Origin of the sequence: Curtobacterium sp. PhB146 (assembly GCF_004342995.1) — a bacterium.
Classification (GTDB): domain Bacteria; phylum Actinomycetota; class Actinomycetes; order Actinomycetales; family Microbacteriaceae; genus Curtobacterium.
The window spans coordinates 1259860-1279402 of the sequence record NZ_SMBN01000001.1 but is presented as its reverse complement, the minus strand read 5'-3'; the positions used below and the strand labels follow the sequence as shown (position 1 = coordinate 1279402).

Genomic DNA, 19543 nt, shown 5'->3' with positions numbered 1-19543 from the left:
CGTCTCACCCACGTATGCTGGTGGTGGTGTGTCGGGAAGTCTGGTCGACGGACTACCACCCGACCCCTCGAGACGGAGATCCATGTCGTCCCTCGTCCGCTCCCCCCGCTTCAGCGCCATCGCGCTCCTGACCGCCGCCGTGCTCGGCCTGGTCGTCGCGAACTCTCCGGTCGGCCCTGGCCTCGAACGGCTGCTCGACGCGCACCTACCGCTCGGTGCCGTCGGCCTCGACCTGTCGATCGCGCACTGGATCAGCGACGGCCTGCTGGCGGTGTTCTTCCTGCTCGTCGCGATCGAGCTGAAGCAGGAGCTCGTCGACGGTGAGCTGTCGAACCCGAAGACCGCGATCATCCCCGCCATCGCGGCGGTCGGCGGTGTGCTCGTGCCGGCGGGCATCTTCCTGCTCGTCACCGCGGGCACCCCGTACACGCACGGCTGGCCGATCCCGACGGCGACCGACATCGCGTTCGCGCTCGGTGTCCTGGCGATGTTCGGTCGCGGGCTGCCGAGCGGCATCCGGGTGTTCCTGCTCGCGCTGGCCGTGCTCGACGACCTCATCGCGATCATCATCATCGCCGTCGTGTTCGCGCACGACACCGACTTCCTGGCCCTCGCCGGTGCCGTCGTCACGCTCGCGGCGTTCTGGCTGCTCGGCCGGATGCTCCGTCCGGGGCGCAACGGGCAGACGCTGCTCATCGTCGCGATGGTCGTGGTCGGGCTCCTGACCTGGTGGCTCGTCTACCACTCCGGCGTGCACGCCACGATCGCCGGCGTCGCGCTCGGCCTCGTGCTCCCCCGGCGTCCGGGCCACACCCTGCACGAGAACGTCGAGCCGTGGTCCAACGCGATCGTGCTGCCGGTGTTCGCGTTCGCGTCGGCCGCGGTGGTCATCCCCGCCGTCGGCATCGGCGAGCTCTCCCCCACGTTCTGGGCGGTCGTCATCGCGCTGCCGGTCGGCAAGGTCATCGGGATCACGCTGTTCGGCGCGGTCGCCACGCGGATCTTCCGCTCACCAGGGCGGTCGTCGTTGTCGTTCTTCTCGATCATCACCGTCGGGGTGCTCGGTGGGATCGGGTTCACGGTCTCGCTGCTCATGAACGAGCTCGCGTTCGCCCGGAACGAGGAGATCCTCGACGAGGGTGTGCTCGCCGTGCTCGTCGGCTCGGGCATCGCGATCGTCGCGTCGGCGGTCGTGGTCACGCTGCGGGCCCGGGCGTACCGCGGACGGCGCGAGCTGTCCGAGGCCGAGGCGACCGAGTAGCGGGGCGCGGTTCCGGGCCCGCACCACCTTTGCGACGATCCACGCGTCGATCGACGCGTGGATCGTCGCGGACAGCGTGCGCGCGGTGGACGCGCCCACGAGCGGATGGGAGGCACGGTGCCAGCCCGCACCGTGCCTCCTGTCCGTCGCCGCTCGCGACCACTGCACCCCTTACGCGGCCGGCGCCTCCGCCGGCGTCGTCGCGCCGTACACGGCGGTGAGGATGCTCTCGACCCACTGGATCAGGGCGTCGTCCGGCAGCGCCTGGTCGTGCGGACGCGGCATCGGGATGCTCGCCGCGTTCTGCTGCGGGAACCACTTCGCGCCCGGGAACATCCGCTTGAGCCGCACCTGCGACGAGTCGGCGAGCTCCTTGCCCGCCACGCGCAGGTTCGAGCCCATGACCACCACGTCGGACAGCCCGACCTGCTGCGCCATCCGACGCAGGCGGGAGACCTCGACCAGCGTCTGCACGGCCTGCGGCGGCTGCCCGTAGCGGTCGGTGAGCTCGTCGAGAACCATGTCGATGGCGTCCTGCTGGGCCGTCGGAGCCGAGGCCGCTGACAGCTTCTGGTACGCCTCGAGCCGGAGCCGCTCGGACTCGACGTAGTCCTCGGGGATGTGCGCGTCGACCGGGATCTCGAGCCGCAACTCGGTCTGCCCCTCGGCCACGTCACCGCGGAACTGCGAGACGGCCTCGCCGATCATCCGGAGGTACAGGTCGAACCCGACGCCCGCGATGTGCCCGGACTGCTCGCCGCCGAGCAGGTTGCCGGCGCCGCGGATCTCGAGGTCCTTCATGGCAACCTGCATGCCCGCGCCGAGCTCGTTGTTCGCCGCGATGGTCTCGAGGCGGTCCTGTGCGGTCTCGGACAGGGGCTTCTCGGAGTCGTACAGGAAGTACGCGTACCCGCGCTCGCGCCCTCGGCCGACACGACCGCGCAGCTGGTGGAGCTGCGACAGCCCGTACTTGTCGGCCTTGTCGATGATGAGCGTGTTCGCGTTCGCGATGTCGAGGCCGGTCTCGATGATCGTCGTCGACACGAGGACGTCGAACCGGCGCTCCCAGAAGTCGACCATGACCTGCTCGAGGGTGCTCTCGGACATCTGCCCGTGTGCCACGGCGATGCGGGCGTCCGGCACGATCTCGGCCAGGTGCGCGGCGACGCCCTGGATGTCCCGCACGCGGTTGTGCACGTAGAACACCTGGCCCTCGCGCAGCAGTTCGCGGCGGATCGCGGCGGCCACCTGCAGGTCGGACTGCGGCCCGACGAAGGTCAGGATGGGGTGGCGGTCCTCGGGTGGGGTCGCGAGGGTCGACATCTCGCGGATCCCGGTGACCGCCATCTCGAGTGACCGCGGGATCGGGGTCGCCGACATCGCCAGGACGTCGACGTTCGTCTTGAACTTCTTCAGCTGGTCCTTGTGTTCGACGCCGAACCGCTGCTCCTCGTCGATGATGACGAGCCCGACGTCCTTGAAGGTGATGCCCTGCGACAGGATCCGGTGGGTCGCGATGACGATGTCGACGGTGCCGTCGGCGAGCCCGGCGATGGTCTCCTTCGACTCCTTCTCGGACTGGAACCGGCTCAGGGCGCGCAGGTGCACGGGGAACCCGGCGAAGCGCTCCTGGAACGTCTCCATGTGCTGGCGGACGAGCAACGTCGTCGGCACGAGCATGACGACCTGCTTGCCGTCCTGCACCGCCTTGAACGCGGCGCGGATCGCGACCTCGGTCTTGCCGTAGCCGACGTCGCCTGAGAGCAGGCGGTCCATCGGGATGGGCCGCTCCATGTCCCGCTTGATCTCGTCGATCGTGGTGAGCTGGTCGGCGGTCTCGGCGAACGGGAACGCCTCTTCCAACTCGCGCTGCCACGGGGTGTCCGGGCCGAACGCGTGCCCCTTCGACGCCATCCGCGCCGAGTACAGCTTCACCAGGTCGACGGCGATGTCGCGGACGGCCTTGCGGGCCTTCGACTTCGCGGCGGACCAGTCCGAACCGCCCATCTTCGACAGGGTCGGGGACTCGCCACCGACGTACCGCGAGAGCTGGTCGAGCTGGTCGGTCGGGACGAAGAGCTTGTCGCCGGGGTAGTTCCGCTTCGACGGCGCGTACTCGAGCACGAGGTACTCGCGCTGCGTCTTCACCGCGTTGCGGCCGCCGGAGCTGACCTCGCGGCTCACCAGTTCCACGAACTTGCCGATGCCGTGCGTCGCGTGCACGACGACGTCGCCCGGCTTGAGCTGCAGCGGGTCGACCACGTTCTTGCGACGGCTCGCGAGCTTCTTGACGGTGCGCGCGCCCTGCTGGACGCTCCGGCCGTAGAACTCCGCTTCGCTGAGGACGACGATGCGCGGATCCGGGATGGCGAAGCCGTGCTCGACGGTGGCCGTCGTGACGATGGCGACACCCGGTTCGGGAGGCGTGGGCAGGGCTTCGGCACGGGCTGCGACCCCGGCGTCGGCGAGGACCTGCACCGCCCGCTCGACCAGACCCTGGCCCTGGGCGGTCACCACGACCGCCCACCCGTCATCGGTGAGCGCCTTGACGTGCGCGATCGCGCCGTCGGCACTGCCCGCGAAGCTCGGTACTGCCTCGGCTCGGACGCGGATGTACTCCCCCGCCTCGGCTGCTGCCTCGGCGTCGGTGAGCACGCGCGCGGTGTCGCCCTCGTCGAGACCGGAGTCGAACGGCGACACCGTCCACCAGGTGCGCTGGCCGCGGGTGTTCTTGAGCTGCTGCACGGTCAGGAAGTTGCCGGCGTCGAGGTCGATCGGCGCCTGAGCCCCGGCGACCGCGGCGCTCCACGCGGCCTGCAGGAACTCGGTGTTCGTCTCGGCCAGGCTGTTCGCGCGACCGTTCACCCGCTCGGGCGAGAACACCGCGATGGTGGCGTCCTCGGGCAGGTACGAGGTCATCGGGACGAGGTCCTGCACGAGCGCGGGGGCGAGGGACTCCATGCCCTCGACCGGGATCCCCTCGGCGATCTTCGCGAGCATCTGGGACAGGTTCGGGAACTCGTGGAGCATCTCGCGCGCCCGCTGCCGGACGTCGTCGCTGAGCAGGAGTTCGCGCGAGGCGGTGAGTTCGACCGAGCCCAGGTCGTCCTCGGTCGTGCGCTGGTCGGCGACCGAGAACGCCTTGACGGCCTCGATCTCGTCGCCGAAGAAGTCGACGCGGACGGGGTGGTCCGCGGTGGGCGGGAAGACGTCGAGGATGCCGCCGCGCACCGCGAACTCACCGCGCCGCGTGACGAGGTCGACGCGGGCGTAGGCCATGTCGACGAGCTTCGCGGCGATGGCGGCCAGGTCGTTGCCGCGCGAGTCGGTGCGCAGCACGACGGGCGCGAGCGAGGTCAGGTTGGCGGCAATCGGCTGCAGCGCTGCGCGGACGCTCGCCACGACGATGGTGGTGCGGCGATCGGTGGCGTCGGCGGCGGACCACGACGCGAGCCTGCGGAGCGTCGCGATGCGGGTGCCGACGGTCTGGGCACTCGGGCTGAGCCGTTCGTGCGGCAGGGTCTCCCACGCCGGGAACTCGAGGACGTCGGCGTCGGGGACGTAGCTGCCGAGGGCGTCGCGGACCGCTTCGGCTTCACGCCCCGTCGCCGTGATGACGAGCACGCACTGCGGCCCGTTCCGCTCGGCGAGCAGCGCCCCGAGCAGTGGGACCCGCAGGCCGTCGACGACCGAGAAGTCGGCGTCACGAGGCGCGGCACGGAGCACGCGATCGAACGCGGAGGCGCGCGAGAGCGCAGGGATGATGCCCGAGATCGTCACTCAGGAGATGGTACCGGCCCCCACCGACACCGCCCGCGTGGTGCGCGACGGGCGAACACGGGCGGGATCGACCAGCGCGGTCAGGACGGTGCGTGCACCCGCTGCTGCGCGGCGACGAGTCCGACCTCGGCGATCGCCTCGACCGCGTCCGCGGCGTCGGCCAGCAGGATGGGCAGCGACTTCTTCTCGGCTGCCGAGAAGTCACGCAGCACGTAGTCGGCGGGGTCCTGACGACCGGGGGGACGACCGATGCCGACGCGCACGCGCATGAACTCGTTCGTGCCGGTGGCCTTGATGATGTCGCGCAGCCCGTTGTGCCCGCCGTGACCCCCGCTGCCCTTGAGGCGGACGGTGTCGAACGGCAGGTCCAGCTCGTCGTGCACGACGACGAGGTCAGCTGGGGTGGCGCTGTAGAACCCGAGGACCGACGAGACCGGTCCACCCGAGGTGTTCATGAACGAGCCGGGCTTCGCGAGCACCAGGCGCGGTCCGCCGGGCACCAGGCGCCCCTCGGCGACCTGGTTCGGCGTCTTGTGCTTCTTGAACCGCGCACCCATGCGGGACGCGAGTTCGTCGAGGACCATCTGGCCGACGTTGTGACGGTTGCCGGCGTAGTCGGGCCCGGGGTTCCCGAGTCCGACCACGACCAGCGTTCGATCCGCCACAGCGTCGACCAGATGCCTTCGAAGGGGGTGTTACTCGGAGTCGACCGGCTCGGAGCCGCCCTCGGCACCGGCTTCGGCACCGGCCTCGGCCGAGGCCTCGTCCGCAGCGTCGTCGTCAGCGGTGCCACGCGGGGTGACGATCTGCACGACGAGCGCCTCGCCGTCGGTCTCGAGCTCGGCGCCCTCGGGGAGGGTGAGCTCGGCGGCCGTGATCTGCTTGCCGTCCTCGAGGCCCTCGACGTCGACGACGACGTGCTCCGGGATGTCGGTCGCGAGGACCAGCAGGGAGACGGTGTTCAGGTCCTGCACGTGGATCGTGCCGGAGAAGGACTCGCCCTCGATGACGACGGGCACGTCGACCGTGACCTTCTCGCCGCGGCGCAGGACCACGAGGTCGATGTGCTCGATGATCTGGCGCACCGGGTCACGCTGGACGTCCTTGACGAGGGCGAGCTGGGCAGCACCCTCGATGTCGAGGTCGACGACCGCGTTGGCGGTACGGACGAGCAGCATGGTCTCGTGACCGGGCAGCGAGATGTGCTTCGGCTCGGTGCCGTGGCCGTAGACCACTGCCGGGATCTTGTCGGCGGCGCGGAGCTTGCGCGCTGCACCCTTGCCGAACTTGGTGCGGACGTCCGCTGCGAGCTTCGTGTAGTCGGCCATGGTGCCTCCTGGTCTCGGGGGTCGACACCGGCGGTCCGGCATCGTGGGGGTCTGTGGTGTTGCAACTCGAACGCGTGCACGCGTGAGGAACGTTCCCTGGGCTGGGCCGGGTCTCCCACCGCGTCGATCACGGCCGCTGTCGCGGCCCTCGCCGAAGTCAATCACCGACTCTACCAGCACCCGCCGGGCGTGTCGTGCCTCAGTGCCCCGCGGCCACCGCCTCCTTCGGCACCTTGAGGAACGACAGCACCACGAAGGCGAGGACGTAGAGGCCGACGAACGTCCAGACCACGCCACCGGGGCCACCCCACGGCAGGACGGCGCTGACCACGGCGTTGCCGAGGAAGGTCGCACCACCGGCCGCCGTGGCGTACATGGCCATCGCGGCACCGCGACGCTCCTCGCCGGCGAAGGCGGGGACGATCGCGCCCATGGGTGTGAACCCGGCGAGCATGATGCCGAACACCGTCCCCGCGGCGGTGGCGAGCCAGAAGCCCCACTCGGAACCGGCCGGCACCAGGTGCGGGACGTACCACCAGGCCAGCAGCCCGATCGCCGAGGCGCCGATGCCGAACCACTTGACGGTACGGATCCAGCCGATGCGGTCGCCGAGGGCACCGAAGAAGGCGTTGAACAGGATGTTGCCGGCGTAGACGATCACGGTCATCGTGAGCCACTTCGACTGGCCCCAACCGAGCTCGCTGCCGATGATCGCCGGCATGATCACGAACATGCCGAACTCGGGCGCCGTGTTGACGAGCCGGATCAGGACGGCGAGCAGGACCTTGGGGCGCGTGATGCAGACCTCGATGCCGCTGGCGATGACCCGTGCGGCGGAGTGCGAGCGCGGGGCGATGCGGCCGAGCCCGGTCCGCTCGTGCACGCCGAACCGGACGATCACCCAGCCGGCCACGACCAGGACGAGCGACATGGCCATCGACCACGTCTCACCCGTGTGGCCGCCACCGAACGCGGGGATGCTGCCGATCGCGATGAGCGAGCCGAGCGTCGGCAGGCCACCGGTGAAGACGACGTAGAACCAGCCGACGGCCGTGGCGTTCCGGTCGCGCGCCACGGTGTGGTTCACCCAGCAGAGGAACGAGAAGGCGAACAGCGGGAAGCCGAGTCCGCGCAGGAAGTACGTCAGGGCGATCAGCCCGACCGACCCGGTGGGCAGTGCCGCGAGGAACGCGACCTGGAACACCACCCACAGGACGGCCCCGATCGTCATGACGCGGCGCGGGCCCCACAGCTCGGAGAGCACGCCGGCGAAGTAGGACGCCACGAGGACGGCGACGCCGTAGATGCCGATGACCATCGCGGCGCTGTCCGTACCGCCCGAGCCGAGGGCAGCGGCGATGTGCGGAGCGATGAAGTTCGACTCGATGCCGTCGCCCGTCATGAAGACGAGGACACCGAGGAAGCCCCAGCGCAGCGGGTGCGGGATGCCGAGGCGGGCGATGAAGCCCTCGCGCCCGGCAGCCGGTGGTGCGGTGGCAGGTGGGGCGGTCGTCACGCCGTTCGGCGGGGTCAGGGTCGTGGTGCGGTTGGTGCGGGGTTCCGACATGTGTCGTCTCTCCTGGAGGGGCCCCGGAGTGCTCGACCCGGCATCGCGGCATGTCTCCGGGGTGCGCCGCGCGCCACGCACCCGACCGCCCGCGCAGTGGCTGCGGGCGGTCGGGGCGTCGGCGATGATGCGAGTCCTGTACCCGGGGCGCCCCGTGCTGATGCGGAGACGGATCCCGGCGGACCATCGCCGGCCCGAAGCATGGTGTCCGACGTTAGACCGCTCCAACGCCACTCGTCAAGAACGACAACTGTTGTGTAACGATCGGCGGTCGTGCCGCGCGGAGGGAGTCGTTCCGGGCGTAGTGGGTCGTTCCGGGCATAGGTGGTCGTTCCTTTCGGCCGAGTACGCCCGATTCGACCTTCCATCGCGCGCGTGATGGGAAGGAACGCTCCGCGAGGCTCAGCGACCGAGGCTGCGCCGGTGCTCCTGCGCGGCCGCCAGCAGCTCGCGGGCGTCGTTGCTCGCGGCCTCGGCGGCGTCGCGAGCACGTTCGAGGGCCTCGATCTCCGCGGTCGCCCGATCGAGCTCGCGCTGGAGGTCGGCCCGGCGCTCCTCGGCCTGCTCGAGGTCCGCCTCCGCGGCGTCGAGTGCGGCATCGGCGTCGCGCGACTCGCTCCGGGCGGCGGTCTCCGCCTGGCGCGCGGCCTTCCGCTCAGCGGCCGGGTCACGCTTCGGCTCGGGCTCGGCGTCCAGCTCCGGTCCGTCCTGGGGTTCCGTCTCCGTCGACCGGGAGGCCCGGCTCGCCATCCGCGCGCCCCTCGCCTGGGTGATCGGGATGGGTGGGGCATCGCTGCCGGACCAGGCGTCGGGCACCGCGTCCGGATCCGCGAGCGCCCCGTCCAGGTCGACCGCGTCGAACCCCACGCTCTCCAAGGGCGTCACGAGCAGCCCCGAACGCACGGCGGCTCCGGCGTGCGGGTCGGCCATCGCCGCCTCGATCGTCGCGCGCACCTGGTCGAGCACGGCCGACGTCGCGGGGTGTCCGGCGTCCGAGGCGAGGTCGGCCCCGGCCTGCGCCAGCGCCTCGATCACCTCGGAGCGTTGCTGTCGGAGAGTCCGGATCTCGCCGGGGTCGGCGTCGGCCTGGGCCTTGCGGAGGGCTGGCCCGAGGTCGACCGCGTCGTCGAGGGCGCCGTCGTGCGCGAGCAGGTCCACGACCCACGCTGCCGGGGCCGGCTTCCGGAGCTTCCCGATCGCCGCCGCCAGGGCCCGGTCGTCCTTCCGGACCGCACGCTGGCGGGCCGTGCGCTCGGCGACGAAGTCATCGGGCGCGACGAGCAGCAGCTCCCGGGCGACCTCTGCGAACTCCACACCCACAGCTTGCCGCTACCAGTCGTGCACCGTTCCGTCGGCCAGGCGGTTGAACGGCAGGTAGGCCTGCTCGTACGGGTACTTGCCGGCCTCGTCGACGTCGAGGCTGACCCCGAGGCCGGGCTCGTCACCGGGGTGCAGGTAGCCGTCCGTGAAGGTGAAGGTCTGCTGGAACACCTGGTTCGTCTGCGGCCCGTGCTGCATGTACTCCTGGATGCCGAAGTTGTGGATCGCCATCCCGAGGTGCATCTGGGCGGCCAGGCCGACGGGCGAGATGTCGGTCGGCCCGTGGAACCCGGACTTGACCTGGTACATCGCGGCGTAGTCCATCGTCTTCTTGAGCGGGGAGATGCCGCCCATGTGCGTGACCGCTCCGCGGACGTAGTCGATGAGCTGGTCGCGGATGATGTCCTTGAAGTCCCAGATCGTGTTGAAGACCTCGCCGATCGCGAGCGGCGTGGTGGTGTGCTGCCGGACGAGCTTGAGTGCCTCTTGGTTCTCGGCGGGGGTGCAGTCCTCGAGCCAGAACAGGTCGTACGGCTCGAGGGACTTGCCGAGCTTCGCGGCCTGCAGCGGGGTCATCCGGTGGTGCCCGTCGTGCAGGAGCGGCAGTTCGGGTCCGAACTCGTTCCGGACGGCCTCGAACACGGTGGGCACGTGGCGCAGGTAGGCGCGGGTGTCCCAGTCCTCCATGGCGGGGAAGGCTCCGCGCTGTGCCGGCTCGAAGTCGTACCGGACACCCTCGTTGCCCTCGGTGGTCTTGTTCGATGCGATGCCGTAGATGCTCTCGAGGCCGGGGACGCCGGTCTGCACGCGGATCGAGCGGTAGCCCTCCTCCTGGTGCTCGCGGATCGAGTCGAACAGCTCGGGGAGCTCCTTGCCCGAGGCGTGTCCGTAGGCCATCAGCCCGGTGCGGGATGCGCCACCGAGGAGCTGGTACAGCGGCATGCCGGCGACCTTGGCCTTGATGTCCCAGAGCGCCATGTCGACGGACGCGATCGCCGCCATCGTGACCGGGCCGCGACGCCAGTACGACGAGCGGTACAGGAACTGCCAGGCGTCCTCGATGCGGCTGGCGTCGCGGCCGATCAGCAGCGGCACGACGTGCTCGGACAGGTACGCGGCGACACCGAGCTCGCGGCCGTTCAGCGTCGCGTCACCGAGGCCCGTGACGCCGTCGGCGGTCGTGATCTTCAGCGTGACGAAGTTCCGGTTCGGGCTGGTGACGATGACCTCGGCACGCTCGATGAGCTGGCCGCGGTCGGCCGACGCCCACGTGTCCGGACGCCCGGAGGTGTGCCCGGTCGCCGCGCCGGTGTCGGCGGCGCCCGGCACCGGGGCCGCGGGGTTCGTGGTGGTGTCGGTCATGCGTGGACTCCTTCGTCGGTGCTCGTTCGGGCGGTGCTCGTTCGGGCGGTGCTGGTGGTGGTGCGTGCGGCGGTGCTCGCCGCCCGGATGTCGTCGGCCGCCGCGGTGATCGCGTCGACCACGGCGGTGGTGTCGAGGTCGGGGGCGATGACGCGCAGCACGTCGCGCACGTCCGAGTCTGCCCCGGGGGCTCCGTCGTCGTCCACGAGGTCGGGCTGCGTCGTGACGTGGAGCCACCACGCGGCGATCGCGGTCGCGGCGCCGGGCCCGATGCCGGCGGACGGCTCACGCTCGAGTCGGTGCCGCACGACGTCGACGACCCGGACGGGCAGCTTCTGCGATCCACCGGAGGCGATCTGCCGCAGGGTGTGCCGGATGCGGGGGTTCTGGAACCGGTCCACCAGGGCGGCACGGGCGTCGGTGACCTCGTCGGCAGGCAGGGGCAGTTCGCGGGCGGCCTCGTCCCACAGCTGCTCGACGGCGGCACGGCACACCGGGTCGTCGATGGCCGCGGCGACGGTCTCGTGCCCGAGCTGGAGCCCGAGGTACGCGAGCAGCGAGTGCGAGCCGTTCAGCAGCCAGAGCTTCCGCTGCTCGTACGGGGTGACGTCGTCGACGATGCGCACGCCGGCGGTCTCCCACGCGGGGCGGTCGATCCCGTCGAAGGCGTCCTCGAGCACCCACTCCGCGAAGGGCTCGGTGACGACGGGCACACGGTCCCCGACGAGTGCTCCCGGCAGGGCGGCGAGACCCTCGACGTCGGCGTCGGTGGTCGCGGGGGTGATCCGGTCGACCATCGACGACGGGAACGAGACGTTCGCCTCGATCCACGCGCGCAGTCCGGGGTCGGTGGCGGCGCCCAGCACGGCCTCGCGCAGCACCGCGCCGTTGTGCGTCAGGTTGTCGAGGCTGACCAGCGCGATGCGCCCGCCGCCGGCCGTCCGCCGGGCGTCGAGCCCCGCGACCAACCGGGCCGGGACGTCGGAACCGGACCGGTAGCCCTGCTCGGTGACCGTCAGCGTGACGATGGTGGTCTCCGGGGACGCGACCACGTGCCTCCAGGCCGTGTCGTCGCTGCCCGGGTGGGCGGCCACGATCGTGTCGACCACCTCGGCGTCGTCGCCGGACGCAGCACGCGTGACCAGCGTGTACCGGCAGTCCTGCGCGGTGAGGGCGTCCGCCGCCGCGGGCGAGCGGCCGGTGAAGGCCGTGATGCCCCACGGCTCCCCCGTGGTGTGGGCGGTGTACCAGGCGAGGTGGGCACGCGCGAACGCACCCACCCCGAGGTGGACGATGCCGGGGCGGCGATCGGTCATGCGGTCACCGGGACGAGGGACCGCAGGTACGCCAGGTTGTCGGCGGTCCGGGCCTCGAGGGGCAGGTCGGTGGAGAAGTCCTCGATGGTGACCCAGCCGTCGTAGCCGACCTGGCGGAGGGCGTCGAGGTACTCGGAGACGGACGCCTGCCCGGTGCGCAGCGACGCCCACTCGTTCTGCCAGATCGTGCTGCCGTCGGCGCGGGTGTCGCCGGTGTCGACCCAGCGGGCGTTCTTCACGTGGGCGTGCGCGAGGTACGGGCCGAGGAGCTCGAACGCGGCGAGGTGGTCCTCCTGCCCCTCGATGACCAGGTTGCCGAGGTCGTGGATGACGCCGATGTGCTCCGGGTCGAGGCCGTCGACGAGCCGCAGCGCCGCCGAGGCCGAGGGCGTGATCGTCATGTGGTGCAGCTCGACGAGCGCCTTGACGCCGAGCTCGGTCGCCCGGGTCACCGCCCACTCGAGGTCGGCGCGGGTGCGGTCGAAGATCTGCCCGTACGTCTCGCCGGTGCGTTCCTTCTCCTGCCGGTACATCGGCATCGAGACGCGGACCTGGCGGGCGCCGAGCTCGCTCGTGACGCGGAGCATCGTCTCGACGCCCTCGTGGTCCGACGCCTGCTGGTACCCGCCGATGCCGGAGTACTCGAGGCCGGCGGCGTCGGTGATCCGCGCGATCTCGCCGACGTGGTCCTGGACGCCGGTGAACTGCCACGTGGAGTTGTTGCCGGCCCAGAACGAGCGACCGGCGGGCACGACGGTGCCGTCCGCGGGGCGGTCGTCGACGATGCGCCACTCGACGCCGTCCCAGCCCTGCTCGGCCAGCGTCGAGGCGGCCTGCGACGGGGTCCAGTCGGGGGTGGAGGCGGTGAACACGGAGAACTTCATCGGGTGGCTCCTTCGGTCGCGGTGTCGGACGTTGCTGCAGCGCCCACCACGGGCACCACGTCGTCGTACTTGCCCTCGATCACGTCGTCGATCCGGACGGGTTGCCCGAGCGTCGCGCTGACGTACAGCCCGCGGACGGTGGCGAGCGACACGAGGGCCGCGTCGACGGTCACGCCGGGCTCACGGCCCTCGCGGATCGCGGCCACGATGTCGGTGTACTGCCGACCGTGCCCTGCGGCGAAGTGGTCGGGCTCGGCAGGGCCGCCGACGACGTGCTCCGGCGGGACGACGTCGTCCTTCTGGTCGACCGCGCCCGCGACCGCTGAGGCGTTCGAGGTGGTCGACGCGGACTCGAGGGTCGCGGCGTCGGGTGCGATGTGGAAGTAGGCCAGGCGGTCGTCGTCGACGATCGCCGACCCGTGCGTGCCGTACACGGCGTAGCGGGCGGAGAGGCCCGGGTACGCGGCGGTCGTGCAGTGGATGACGCCGAGCGCGCCGCCGGCGAACCGGACGGTGGCGACGGCGGTGTCCTCGACCTCGATGCGGTCGTGCGCGAGCAGCCCGGTCTGGGCCGAGATCTCGACCGGACGGCCGAGCGCCCAGACGAGCAGGTCGACGGTGTGCACGCCCTGGTTCATCACGGCGCCACCACCGTCGAGCGCCCAGGTGCCGCGCCAGTCACCGGAGTCGTAGTAGCCCTGCGACCGGTACCAGGCGACGCTCGCCAGGCCGGAGGTCACGGTGCCGAACCCGCCGTCGTGGGCGGCTGCGGCGACGGCGGCCGAGGCCGGGTCGAAGCGGTGCTGGCTGATGACGCTCGTGACGAGTCCACGGTCGCGTGCCGCTGCGGCGAGCGCGGCGATCTGCCGGGCCCGGGGCATCGTGGTGTCGAGGGGCTTCTCGATGACGACGTGCTTGCCGGCGGCCAGGGCGGCCTCGGCGAGCTGCACGTGCATGCCTGAGGGCGAGCAGATCGCGACGACGTCGATGTCGGTCTGCGCGATCGCTTCCTCGATGGTGGACGTCGTGACGGGGCGGGTGACGCCCATCGCCTCGATCTCGTCGGCGGCGCTCGTGGCGGCGGCGGGGATCGCGTCGACGAGGGCGACGACCTGCAGGTCCGGGTGGTGGACGGCGACCGTGGCGTGGTGGCGTCCGATGACGCCGGCGCCGACGACTGCCAACTTCAGTGGGGTGGTCATCGCAGGGTGACTCCGATCTGGTCGGTGAGGGTGCGGAGGGCACGACCGGCACGACCGAAGGCCGCGGGGCCGGAGAACCCGCCGAGGGAGGTGAAGTCGCTGAGGTGCGGCTCGAGCGAGGCGTAGCCGGAGTACCCGGCGTCGCGCAGCGCGGTGAGGGTCTGCAGCAGTTCGCCGTCACCCTCGCCCGCGGGGACGACCGACGAGTCGGCGGCCAGTGCGTCCTTGACCTGCAGGTAGTCGACGTAGGGCGCGAGCTGCGCCCACCCGTCGGTGAACGGCTTGACGCCGCACTGCACGTAGTTCGCGTTGTCCCAGGCCAGTCGGAGCGCCGGGGACCCGACGCTCTCGACGATGTCGAGCACGCGCGAGGGGACGTCGCCGTAGATGTCCTTCTCGTTCTCGTGCAGCAGGGTCACGCCCTCGCGTGCGGCGAGGTCGGCCAGGGCGCGCATCCGGACGAGGACGTCGTCGCGGACGTCCTCCGGCTGCCGGCCCTCGAAGTAGAACGAGAAGATCCGGATGTTCGTGGTGCCGAGGGCGTGTGCGGCGGCGATCGCGCGACCGAGCCGTCCGACCTCGTGCTCGACGGGCTCGTCGACGGAGACCTTGCCGATCGGCGAGGCGATGGCGGACACGGTCTGTCCGCGCTCCTCGAGCAGGCGGTGGAGTCCGGCGAGCTGGTCCTCGTCGAGGTCGACGACGTTCGCGCCCCAGGCGCTGCGGACCTCGATGGCGCTCGCGCCGAGCGCCTGCAGGACCGCGACCTGGACGACGGGGTCGGCGTCGATCTCGTCGCCGAAGCCGGAGAGTTCCCACGTGGGCTGGTCGGTCATGGTGTCCTTTCGTGTCGGAGGGGAGGCGCGTGGCGGGGCCGCCACGGGCCTCCAGTCCGGTTCTGGGTTGCGGTGACTGCCGCGCTCACTTGACGGAGCCGGCCGTCAGACCGCCCACCAGGTAGCGCTGGAAGATGAGGTACAGGGCGACGACCGGCACGGCGCAGACGATCGAGGCGGCCATCATCTGGCCGTAGATCGGGACAGCGCCGCCTTCCTGCGCGGTGCCGAGCACCTGCAGGACCACGGCCACCGTCCGGGTGTTCGGGGTCGTCATGATCGTGGAGAACAGGACGTCGTTCCAGCCGAGCAGGAAGGCGAAGATCGCCGAGACGACGATGCCGGGCCACGACAGCGGCAGGACGATCTTCGTCAGGATCTTCGTGCTCGAGGCGCCGTCGATGCGGGCGGCCTCCTCGAGTTCCTTGGGCAGACCACGCAGGTACGTGACCATGACCCAGGTCGAGAACGGCAGGGCGAACGTCAGGTAGGTGACGAACAGACCCCAGCGGGTGCCGATGATCTGCACGCCCGTGGCACTGGCGATGTTCGAGAACACCACGAACACGGGCAGCAGCAGGAGCGTGCCGGGGATCGACTGCAGCGCGAGGAGCCCACGCAGGATGGTCAGGCGGCCGAGGAACCGGAACCGGACCAGCACGTACGCGGTGGACACGGCGAGCGCCGCACTCGCGATGGCGACCGCGCCGGCGGTGAGCATCGAGTTGACCAGCCCCTCGCCGAGGGCGACCGTGGACCAGATCTCGACGTAGTTCGACAGCGTGAACTCGGACGGGAAGTACTCGCCGCGGGCGACCGCGACGTCCGAGTTCACCGAGCCGAACAGGATGTACAGGACCGGGACGGCGATGAACGCGATGATGATCGCGATCACCACGATGAGCAGCCAGCGGGGCAGGAGCCGGGTGACGTCGGTGTCGTAGGGGCGCTTGTGGCGTCGACCGGGTGCGGTGATGCTCTCGGTCAGGGTCGACGTCGGGCGGGTCCGGGTGGTGCCGGCGAAGGATGTGCTCTGGGCGCTCATGCGCGTGCTCCGTCGATGTCGGCGGCGGTCGGGGCGGCGGCGAGCGTGGCGCGGTCGGCGCGGCGCTGCTTCCGGTTGGGGCCCGCGTCGTCACCGGTGTCGAGCTTGACGGCTCGCAGGTAGACGAACAGCGGGATGGCGACGATCACGAGGGAGCAGATCGCCATGGCCGCGGACAGACCGAAGCGGAACGACTGGAAGCTCGCGATGTACGTCAGGACGGGCATGACCTCGACGCTCGACGGCAGCGGGATGCCGAACAGCACGAACGGCAGGGTGAAGTTGTTGATGTTGTGCAGGATCGCGATGATCACCGCCAGGCTGAGCGGCCCGCGCAGGTACGGGAAGATGATGTAGCGGAGCTTCGCCCACCAGGTCACCCCGTCGAGCGCGGCGGCCTCGTGCACCTCGTTGTCCACGGCCTGCAGTCCGGCGAGCGACAGCAGGTAGACGAACGGCCAGCTCGTCCAGATCATCACGCCGGCCAGCGCCCAGTACGACGCGGAGCCGTTCAGCCAGAGCACGTCGGTGTGCAGGATCGAGTTCACGACGCCCTGCGGCTGCAGCATCGTGCGGAAGAACGTGCCGACGACGAACGCGGGCAGCACGTACGGGATCAGGTAGATCGACCGGACGAGGCCGCGCCCCGGGAACCGGTTCTGCGTCGAGATCGCGGCCGCGACGCCGATCGGCACGGTGACCGCGGTGACCAGGACGGACAGCGACACCGAGATCCAGATCGAGTGGAGCAGGGGCGAGTTCGTGAAGGCCTCGGTGAAGTTCGCGAAGCCGATGAAGGGAGCGCTGAACCACTGCCGCAGCGTGTACTGGTCCAGGTCGAGCATCGCGATGTAGAAGCCCACCAGGAGCGGCACCACGATGACGGCGAGCATGAGGACCCCGCCGGGGATGAGCATCCAGAGCGGACGCTCCTTCTTGTACAGCGGCGTCGTGCCGTGCGGGCGGACCGTCTGCTCCGTGCGCTGCGGCGGTCTGGTCTGGGTGCTGGTCATCACAGACCTCCGTTCTTCTGACGGTCGAGGGTGGACTGGGCGTCCTTCTGGGCGTCCTGCAGACGCTTGCGGAGCTGGTCGTCGGTGACCTCGCCGCTCTTGAGCGACGGGATCGACTGCACGACCACGTCGACCAGGGCGAGCTGGATGTCGGACCAGGCGCCGGTGAAGGCGGTGGGCTTCGACAGGCGGCCCGCGTCGATGATCGGCTTGAGCTGCGGGTTGTCTGCTGCCAGGTCAGCGGCGGCGGACGCATTGGTCGGCAGGTTGCCGAACAGGTCGTAGTACTCGAGCTGCGCCTTCGGTGCGCTGAGCTGCTTGACGAAGTCGAAGGACAGCTGCTGCTTCGTGCCGTAGTCGGCCACCACCCAGTTGTCGCCGGACAGGATGCTCGCGGCCTCGATGCCGTCGGCCGGGCGCTCGCTGGCCCCCGGCGGGACGGTGGGGAGCAGGGCGAACTCGTACTTGCCGTCGACCTTGGTGTCCTTGAACGAGTTGATCGCGGTGGTGGTCGTCATCGGGAAGAACGCGGCCTTGCCCTCGGTGAACTGGGCCAGGGCCTGCGCGTTGTTCCAGCCGATCGCGGCCTTGTCGACGACGCCGTCCTTCGTGACCCAGTCGAAGTAGGTCCGGTACGCGTTCTCGACGGCGTCGCTGTCGATCTCGGCCTTCGAGCCGTCGACGATGGTGTTGCCGGCGTTCTGCGCCATGCCCCACACGAACTTCCACGGGTCGAAGCCGTCGGCGTAGGCGATCGCCAGGCCGTGCCGTCCGTCACCGGTGGTGGCCTTCGCATCCTCGGTCAGCTCGTCCCATGTGGTCGGCATGTCGGTGATGCCGGCCTTCGCGAGGAGGTCCTTGTTGACGGCCATCACGAACGGACGGCTGGCGAACGGGATCCCGATCTGCTTCGAGTCGCTCGGCCCCGAGATGCCGAACGAGGCCGGGTCGAACTGGTCCTTGCCGCCGATGGCCTGCCACTCCTTCGATCCCATCTCGACGAAGGCACCGGTGGCGTAGGCGGTGGGGGTGAACGTGGTGCCGATGGCGTAGACGTCGGGGCCCTGGCCGGAGATGACGCTGGTCTGGATCGCGGTCAACTCCTCCTGCGCGGACGAGTAGGTCTCCCACTGGATGTCCGCACCGGTGGTGCGCTTGAACTCGGCAGCGGTGTCCTGCTGCCACTGCTTGCGCTCCTTGGGGTACGTGGTGTCCGCGCCCATCATCACGCGGAGGGTGTTCGGGTCGTCGCCGCTGCCGTTCACGACGGCGCAGCCCTGCAGGGAGAGAGCGGCGAGGGCGATCACCGCGACGGCACCGACGAGGGTGCGGGGCTTCAGCCGTGTTCTGTTCATCCGGGGGCTTCCTCCTCGAGACCTCCTCCGGGCGGCGCTGCCCGGTGGCACCACTGTTCCGCCGTTGGCAACATCCGGCAACCGGTTGCCACTTGTTGCCAGACGCGAATACGTTCGGCCTCGTGAGCGACACAGACATCGACGTCTCCGGCGCCGGCAGCGGCTTCGGTACGGGATCCGACGCGAGCGCCGACACGAGCGCCGGGGCCGGCTTCAGCGCTGCCCGACGCGTGACCATCCGGGACATCGCCGACGCGACCGGCGTGGCCCCGTCGACCGTGTCCCGCGCACTCTCGCTGCCCGACCGCGTGAACCACACCACGCAGGAGCGCATCCAACGCGCGGCCCGCGAACTCGGCTACGTCGCCAACTCGCAGGCACGCGCCCTGACGTCCGGCCGCACCCGAGCCGTCGCCGTGCTCGTCTCCGACATCACGAACCCGTTCTACTTCGACGTCATCCGTGGCACGCAGCACCAGCTCGCCGGCGCCGGGTGGACGCAGTTGCTCGTCGACACCGAGGAGTCCGCCGACGCCGAACTCGCCACCCTGAGCTCGATCGGCGCGAAGGCCGACGGCGTCGTCCTCACCGCCTCACGGCTGTCGGACGCGCAGATCGCCCGGTTCGCCGAACGGATCCCCCTCGTCGTCGTCAACCGTCGCCCCGCCGGGGTGCCCTCGGTGCTCATCGACACCCCCGGCGGCGTCGAGCAGGCCGTGCAGCACCTCGTCTCCCTGGGCCACCGCGACGTGCTCTACGTCGCCGGTCCGGACAGCTCGTGGTCGAACGAACGCCGGTGGAAGGCGCTCGTGCGCGTCGCGAAGGGCCTCGGCGTCCGCGTCGCCCGCATCGGGCCGCACGCGCCGTTCGTCGACTCCGGAGCCGCAGCCGCCGACGCCGCTGTGCACGCCGGGGCCACCGCCTGCATCGCCTTCAACGACCTGATCGCGATCGGCATGCTCGCGCGGCTGCGCGAACGGGGCGTCCGCGTCCCCGAGGACATGAGCATCGTCGGCTGCGACGACATCTTCGGTGCCGACTTCTGCAACCCGCCGCTCACCACCATGACCTCGCCGATCGAACGCGCCGGCCGGGTCGCGATCCGGATGCTGCTCGGCCGGCTCGGTGCGATCCCCGCCGACGAGCTGCCCGGTGAGCACATGACCGGCGCCGTCGCACTGCCCACCCACCTGACCGTCCGGGAGTCGACGGGTCCCGCGCCCGCCTGACACCGGCGCACGCCCACTGCACCCGCCGGCCCCGCCGTCCCCGCC

At 70.7% G+C, this 19543-nt stretch carries 15 protein-coding genes; 2 read left to right on the top strand and 13 right to left on the bottom strand.

The features are described 5' to 3' along the window. Positions 1 to 82 precede the first annotated feature (82 nt). Positions 83 to 1261, top strand: a complete 1179-nt coding sequence (nhaA, locus tag EDF33_RS06235; protein ID WP_132099553.1) for a Na+/H+ antiporter NhaA — start codon at positions 83 to 85, stop codon at positions 1259 to 1261. Positions 1262 to 1432: 171 nt separating this feature from the next. Here nhaA and mfd read toward each other — a convergent pair whose 3' ends face one another. From mfd to EDF33_RS06170, 13 genes are all read right to left on the bottom strand, one after another. Continuing rightward, positions 1433 to 5041 (bottom strand): transcription-repair coupling factor, encoded by a 3609-nt coding sequence (gene mfd, locus EDF33_RS06230; protein WP_131878218.1) that lies wholly within the window; start codon positions 5039 to 5041, stop codon positions 1433 to 1435. A gap of 80 nt (positions 5042 to 5121) precedes the next feature. Continuing rightward, complete coding sequence (gene pth, locus EDF33_RS06225; RefSeq protein WP_123294729.1) at positions 5122 to 5706, bottom strand: aminoacyl-tRNA hydrolase; 585 nt, start codon at positions 5704 to 5706, stop codon at positions 5122 to 5124. Positions 5707 to 5736: 30 nt separating this feature from the next. Next, positions 5737 to 6369 (bottom strand): 50S ribosomal protein L25/general stress protein Ctc, encoded by a 633-nt coding sequence (locus EDF33_RS06220; RefSeq protein ID WP_123294728.1) that lies wholly within the window; start codon positions 6367 to 6369, stop codon positions 5737 to 5739. A gap of 199 nt (positions 6370 to 6568) precedes the next feature. Beyond that, positions 6569 to 7936 carry an RbtT/DalT/CsbX family MFS transporter gene (locus tag EDF33_RS06215; protein WP_132099552.1) on the bottom strand — a complete coding sequence of 456 codons (1368 nt, stop codon included), beginning with the start codon at positions 7934 to 7936 and terminating at the stop codon, positions 6569 to 6571. 402 nt (positions 7937 to 8338) lie between these two features. Further along, entirely contained in the window at positions 8339 to 9250 is a 912-nt protein-coding gene (locus tag EDF33_RS06210) for a hypothetical protein (RefSeq protein WP_132099551.1), read from the bottom strand. A 15-nt stretch (positions 9251 to 9265) separates the two neighbouring features. Further along, positions 9266 to 10618 carry a D-mannonate dehydratase ManD gene (gene manD / locus EDF33_RS06205; protein WP_243692369.1) on the bottom strand — a complete coding sequence of 451 codons (1353 nt, stop codon included), beginning with the start codon at positions 10616 to 10618 and terminating at the stop codon, positions 9266 to 9268. Next, on the bottom strand, positions 10615 to 11934 hold the full coding sequence (locus EDF33_RS06200) for a mannitol dehydrogenase family protein (protein WP_132099550.1): 1320 nt from the start codon (positions 11932 to 11934) through the stop codon (positions 10615 to 10617). The genes manD and EDF33_RS06200 overlap by 4 nt, the downstream gene beginning before the upstream one ends. Next, entirely contained in the window at positions 11931 to 12818 is an 888-nt protein-coding gene (locus tag EDF33_RS06195) for a sugar phosphate isomerase/epimerase (RefSeq protein ID WP_132099549.1), read from the bottom strand. The genes EDF33_RS06200 and EDF33_RS06195 overlap by 4 nt, the downstream gene beginning before the upstream one ends. After that, entirely contained in the window at positions 12815 to 14020 is a 1206-nt protein-coding gene (locus EDF33_RS06190) for a Gfo/Idh/MocA family oxidoreductase (RefSeq protein WP_131922317.1), read from the bottom strand. Before EDF33_RS06190 ends, EDF33_RS06195 begins: the two co-directional genes overlap by 4 nt. After that, positions 14017 to 14856, bottom strand: a complete 840-nt coding sequence (locus EDF33_RS06185; RefSeq protein ID WP_132099548.1) for a sugar phosphate isomerase/epimerase family protein — start codon at positions 14854 to 14856, stop codon at positions 14017 to 14019. The genes EDF33_RS06190 and EDF33_RS06185 overlap by 4 nt, the downstream gene beginning before the upstream one ends. An 85-nt stretch (positions 14857 to 14941) precedes the next feature. Continuing rightward, the gene (locus tag EDF33_RS06180; RefSeq protein ID WP_165901164.1) at positions 14942 to 15901 is read right to left on the bottom strand and encodes a carbohydrate ABC transporter permease; all 960 of its coding nucleotides are present in this window, start codon (positions 15899 to 15901) and stop codon (positions 14942 to 14944) included. Next, positions 15898 to 16914 (bottom strand): sugar ABC transporter permease, encoded by a 1017-nt coding sequence (locus tag EDF33_RS06175; protein WP_123294721.1) that lies wholly within the window; start codon positions 16912 to 16914, stop codon positions 15898 to 15900. Before EDF33_RS06175 ends, EDF33_RS06180 begins: the two co-directional genes overlap by 4 nt. Beyond that, positions 16914 to 18269, bottom strand: a complete 1356-nt coding sequence (locus EDF33_RS06170; RefSeq protein WP_131878202.1) for an extracellular solute-binding protein — start codon at positions 18267 to 18269, stop codon at positions 16914 to 16916. The genes EDF33_RS06175 and EDF33_RS06170 overlap by 1 nt, the downstream gene beginning before the upstream one ends. A 230-nt stretch (positions 18270 to 18499) precedes the next feature. Here EDF33_RS06170 and EDF33_RS06165 point away from each other — a divergent pair, with 230 nt between their 5' ends. Continuing rightward, positions 18500 to 19498 (top strand): LacI family DNA-binding transcriptional regulator, encoded by a 999-nt coding sequence (locus EDF33_RS06165; protein WP_132099762.1) that lies wholly within the window; start codon positions 18500 to 18502, stop codon positions 19496 to 19498. Positions 19499 to 19543: the final 45 nt, after the last annotated feature.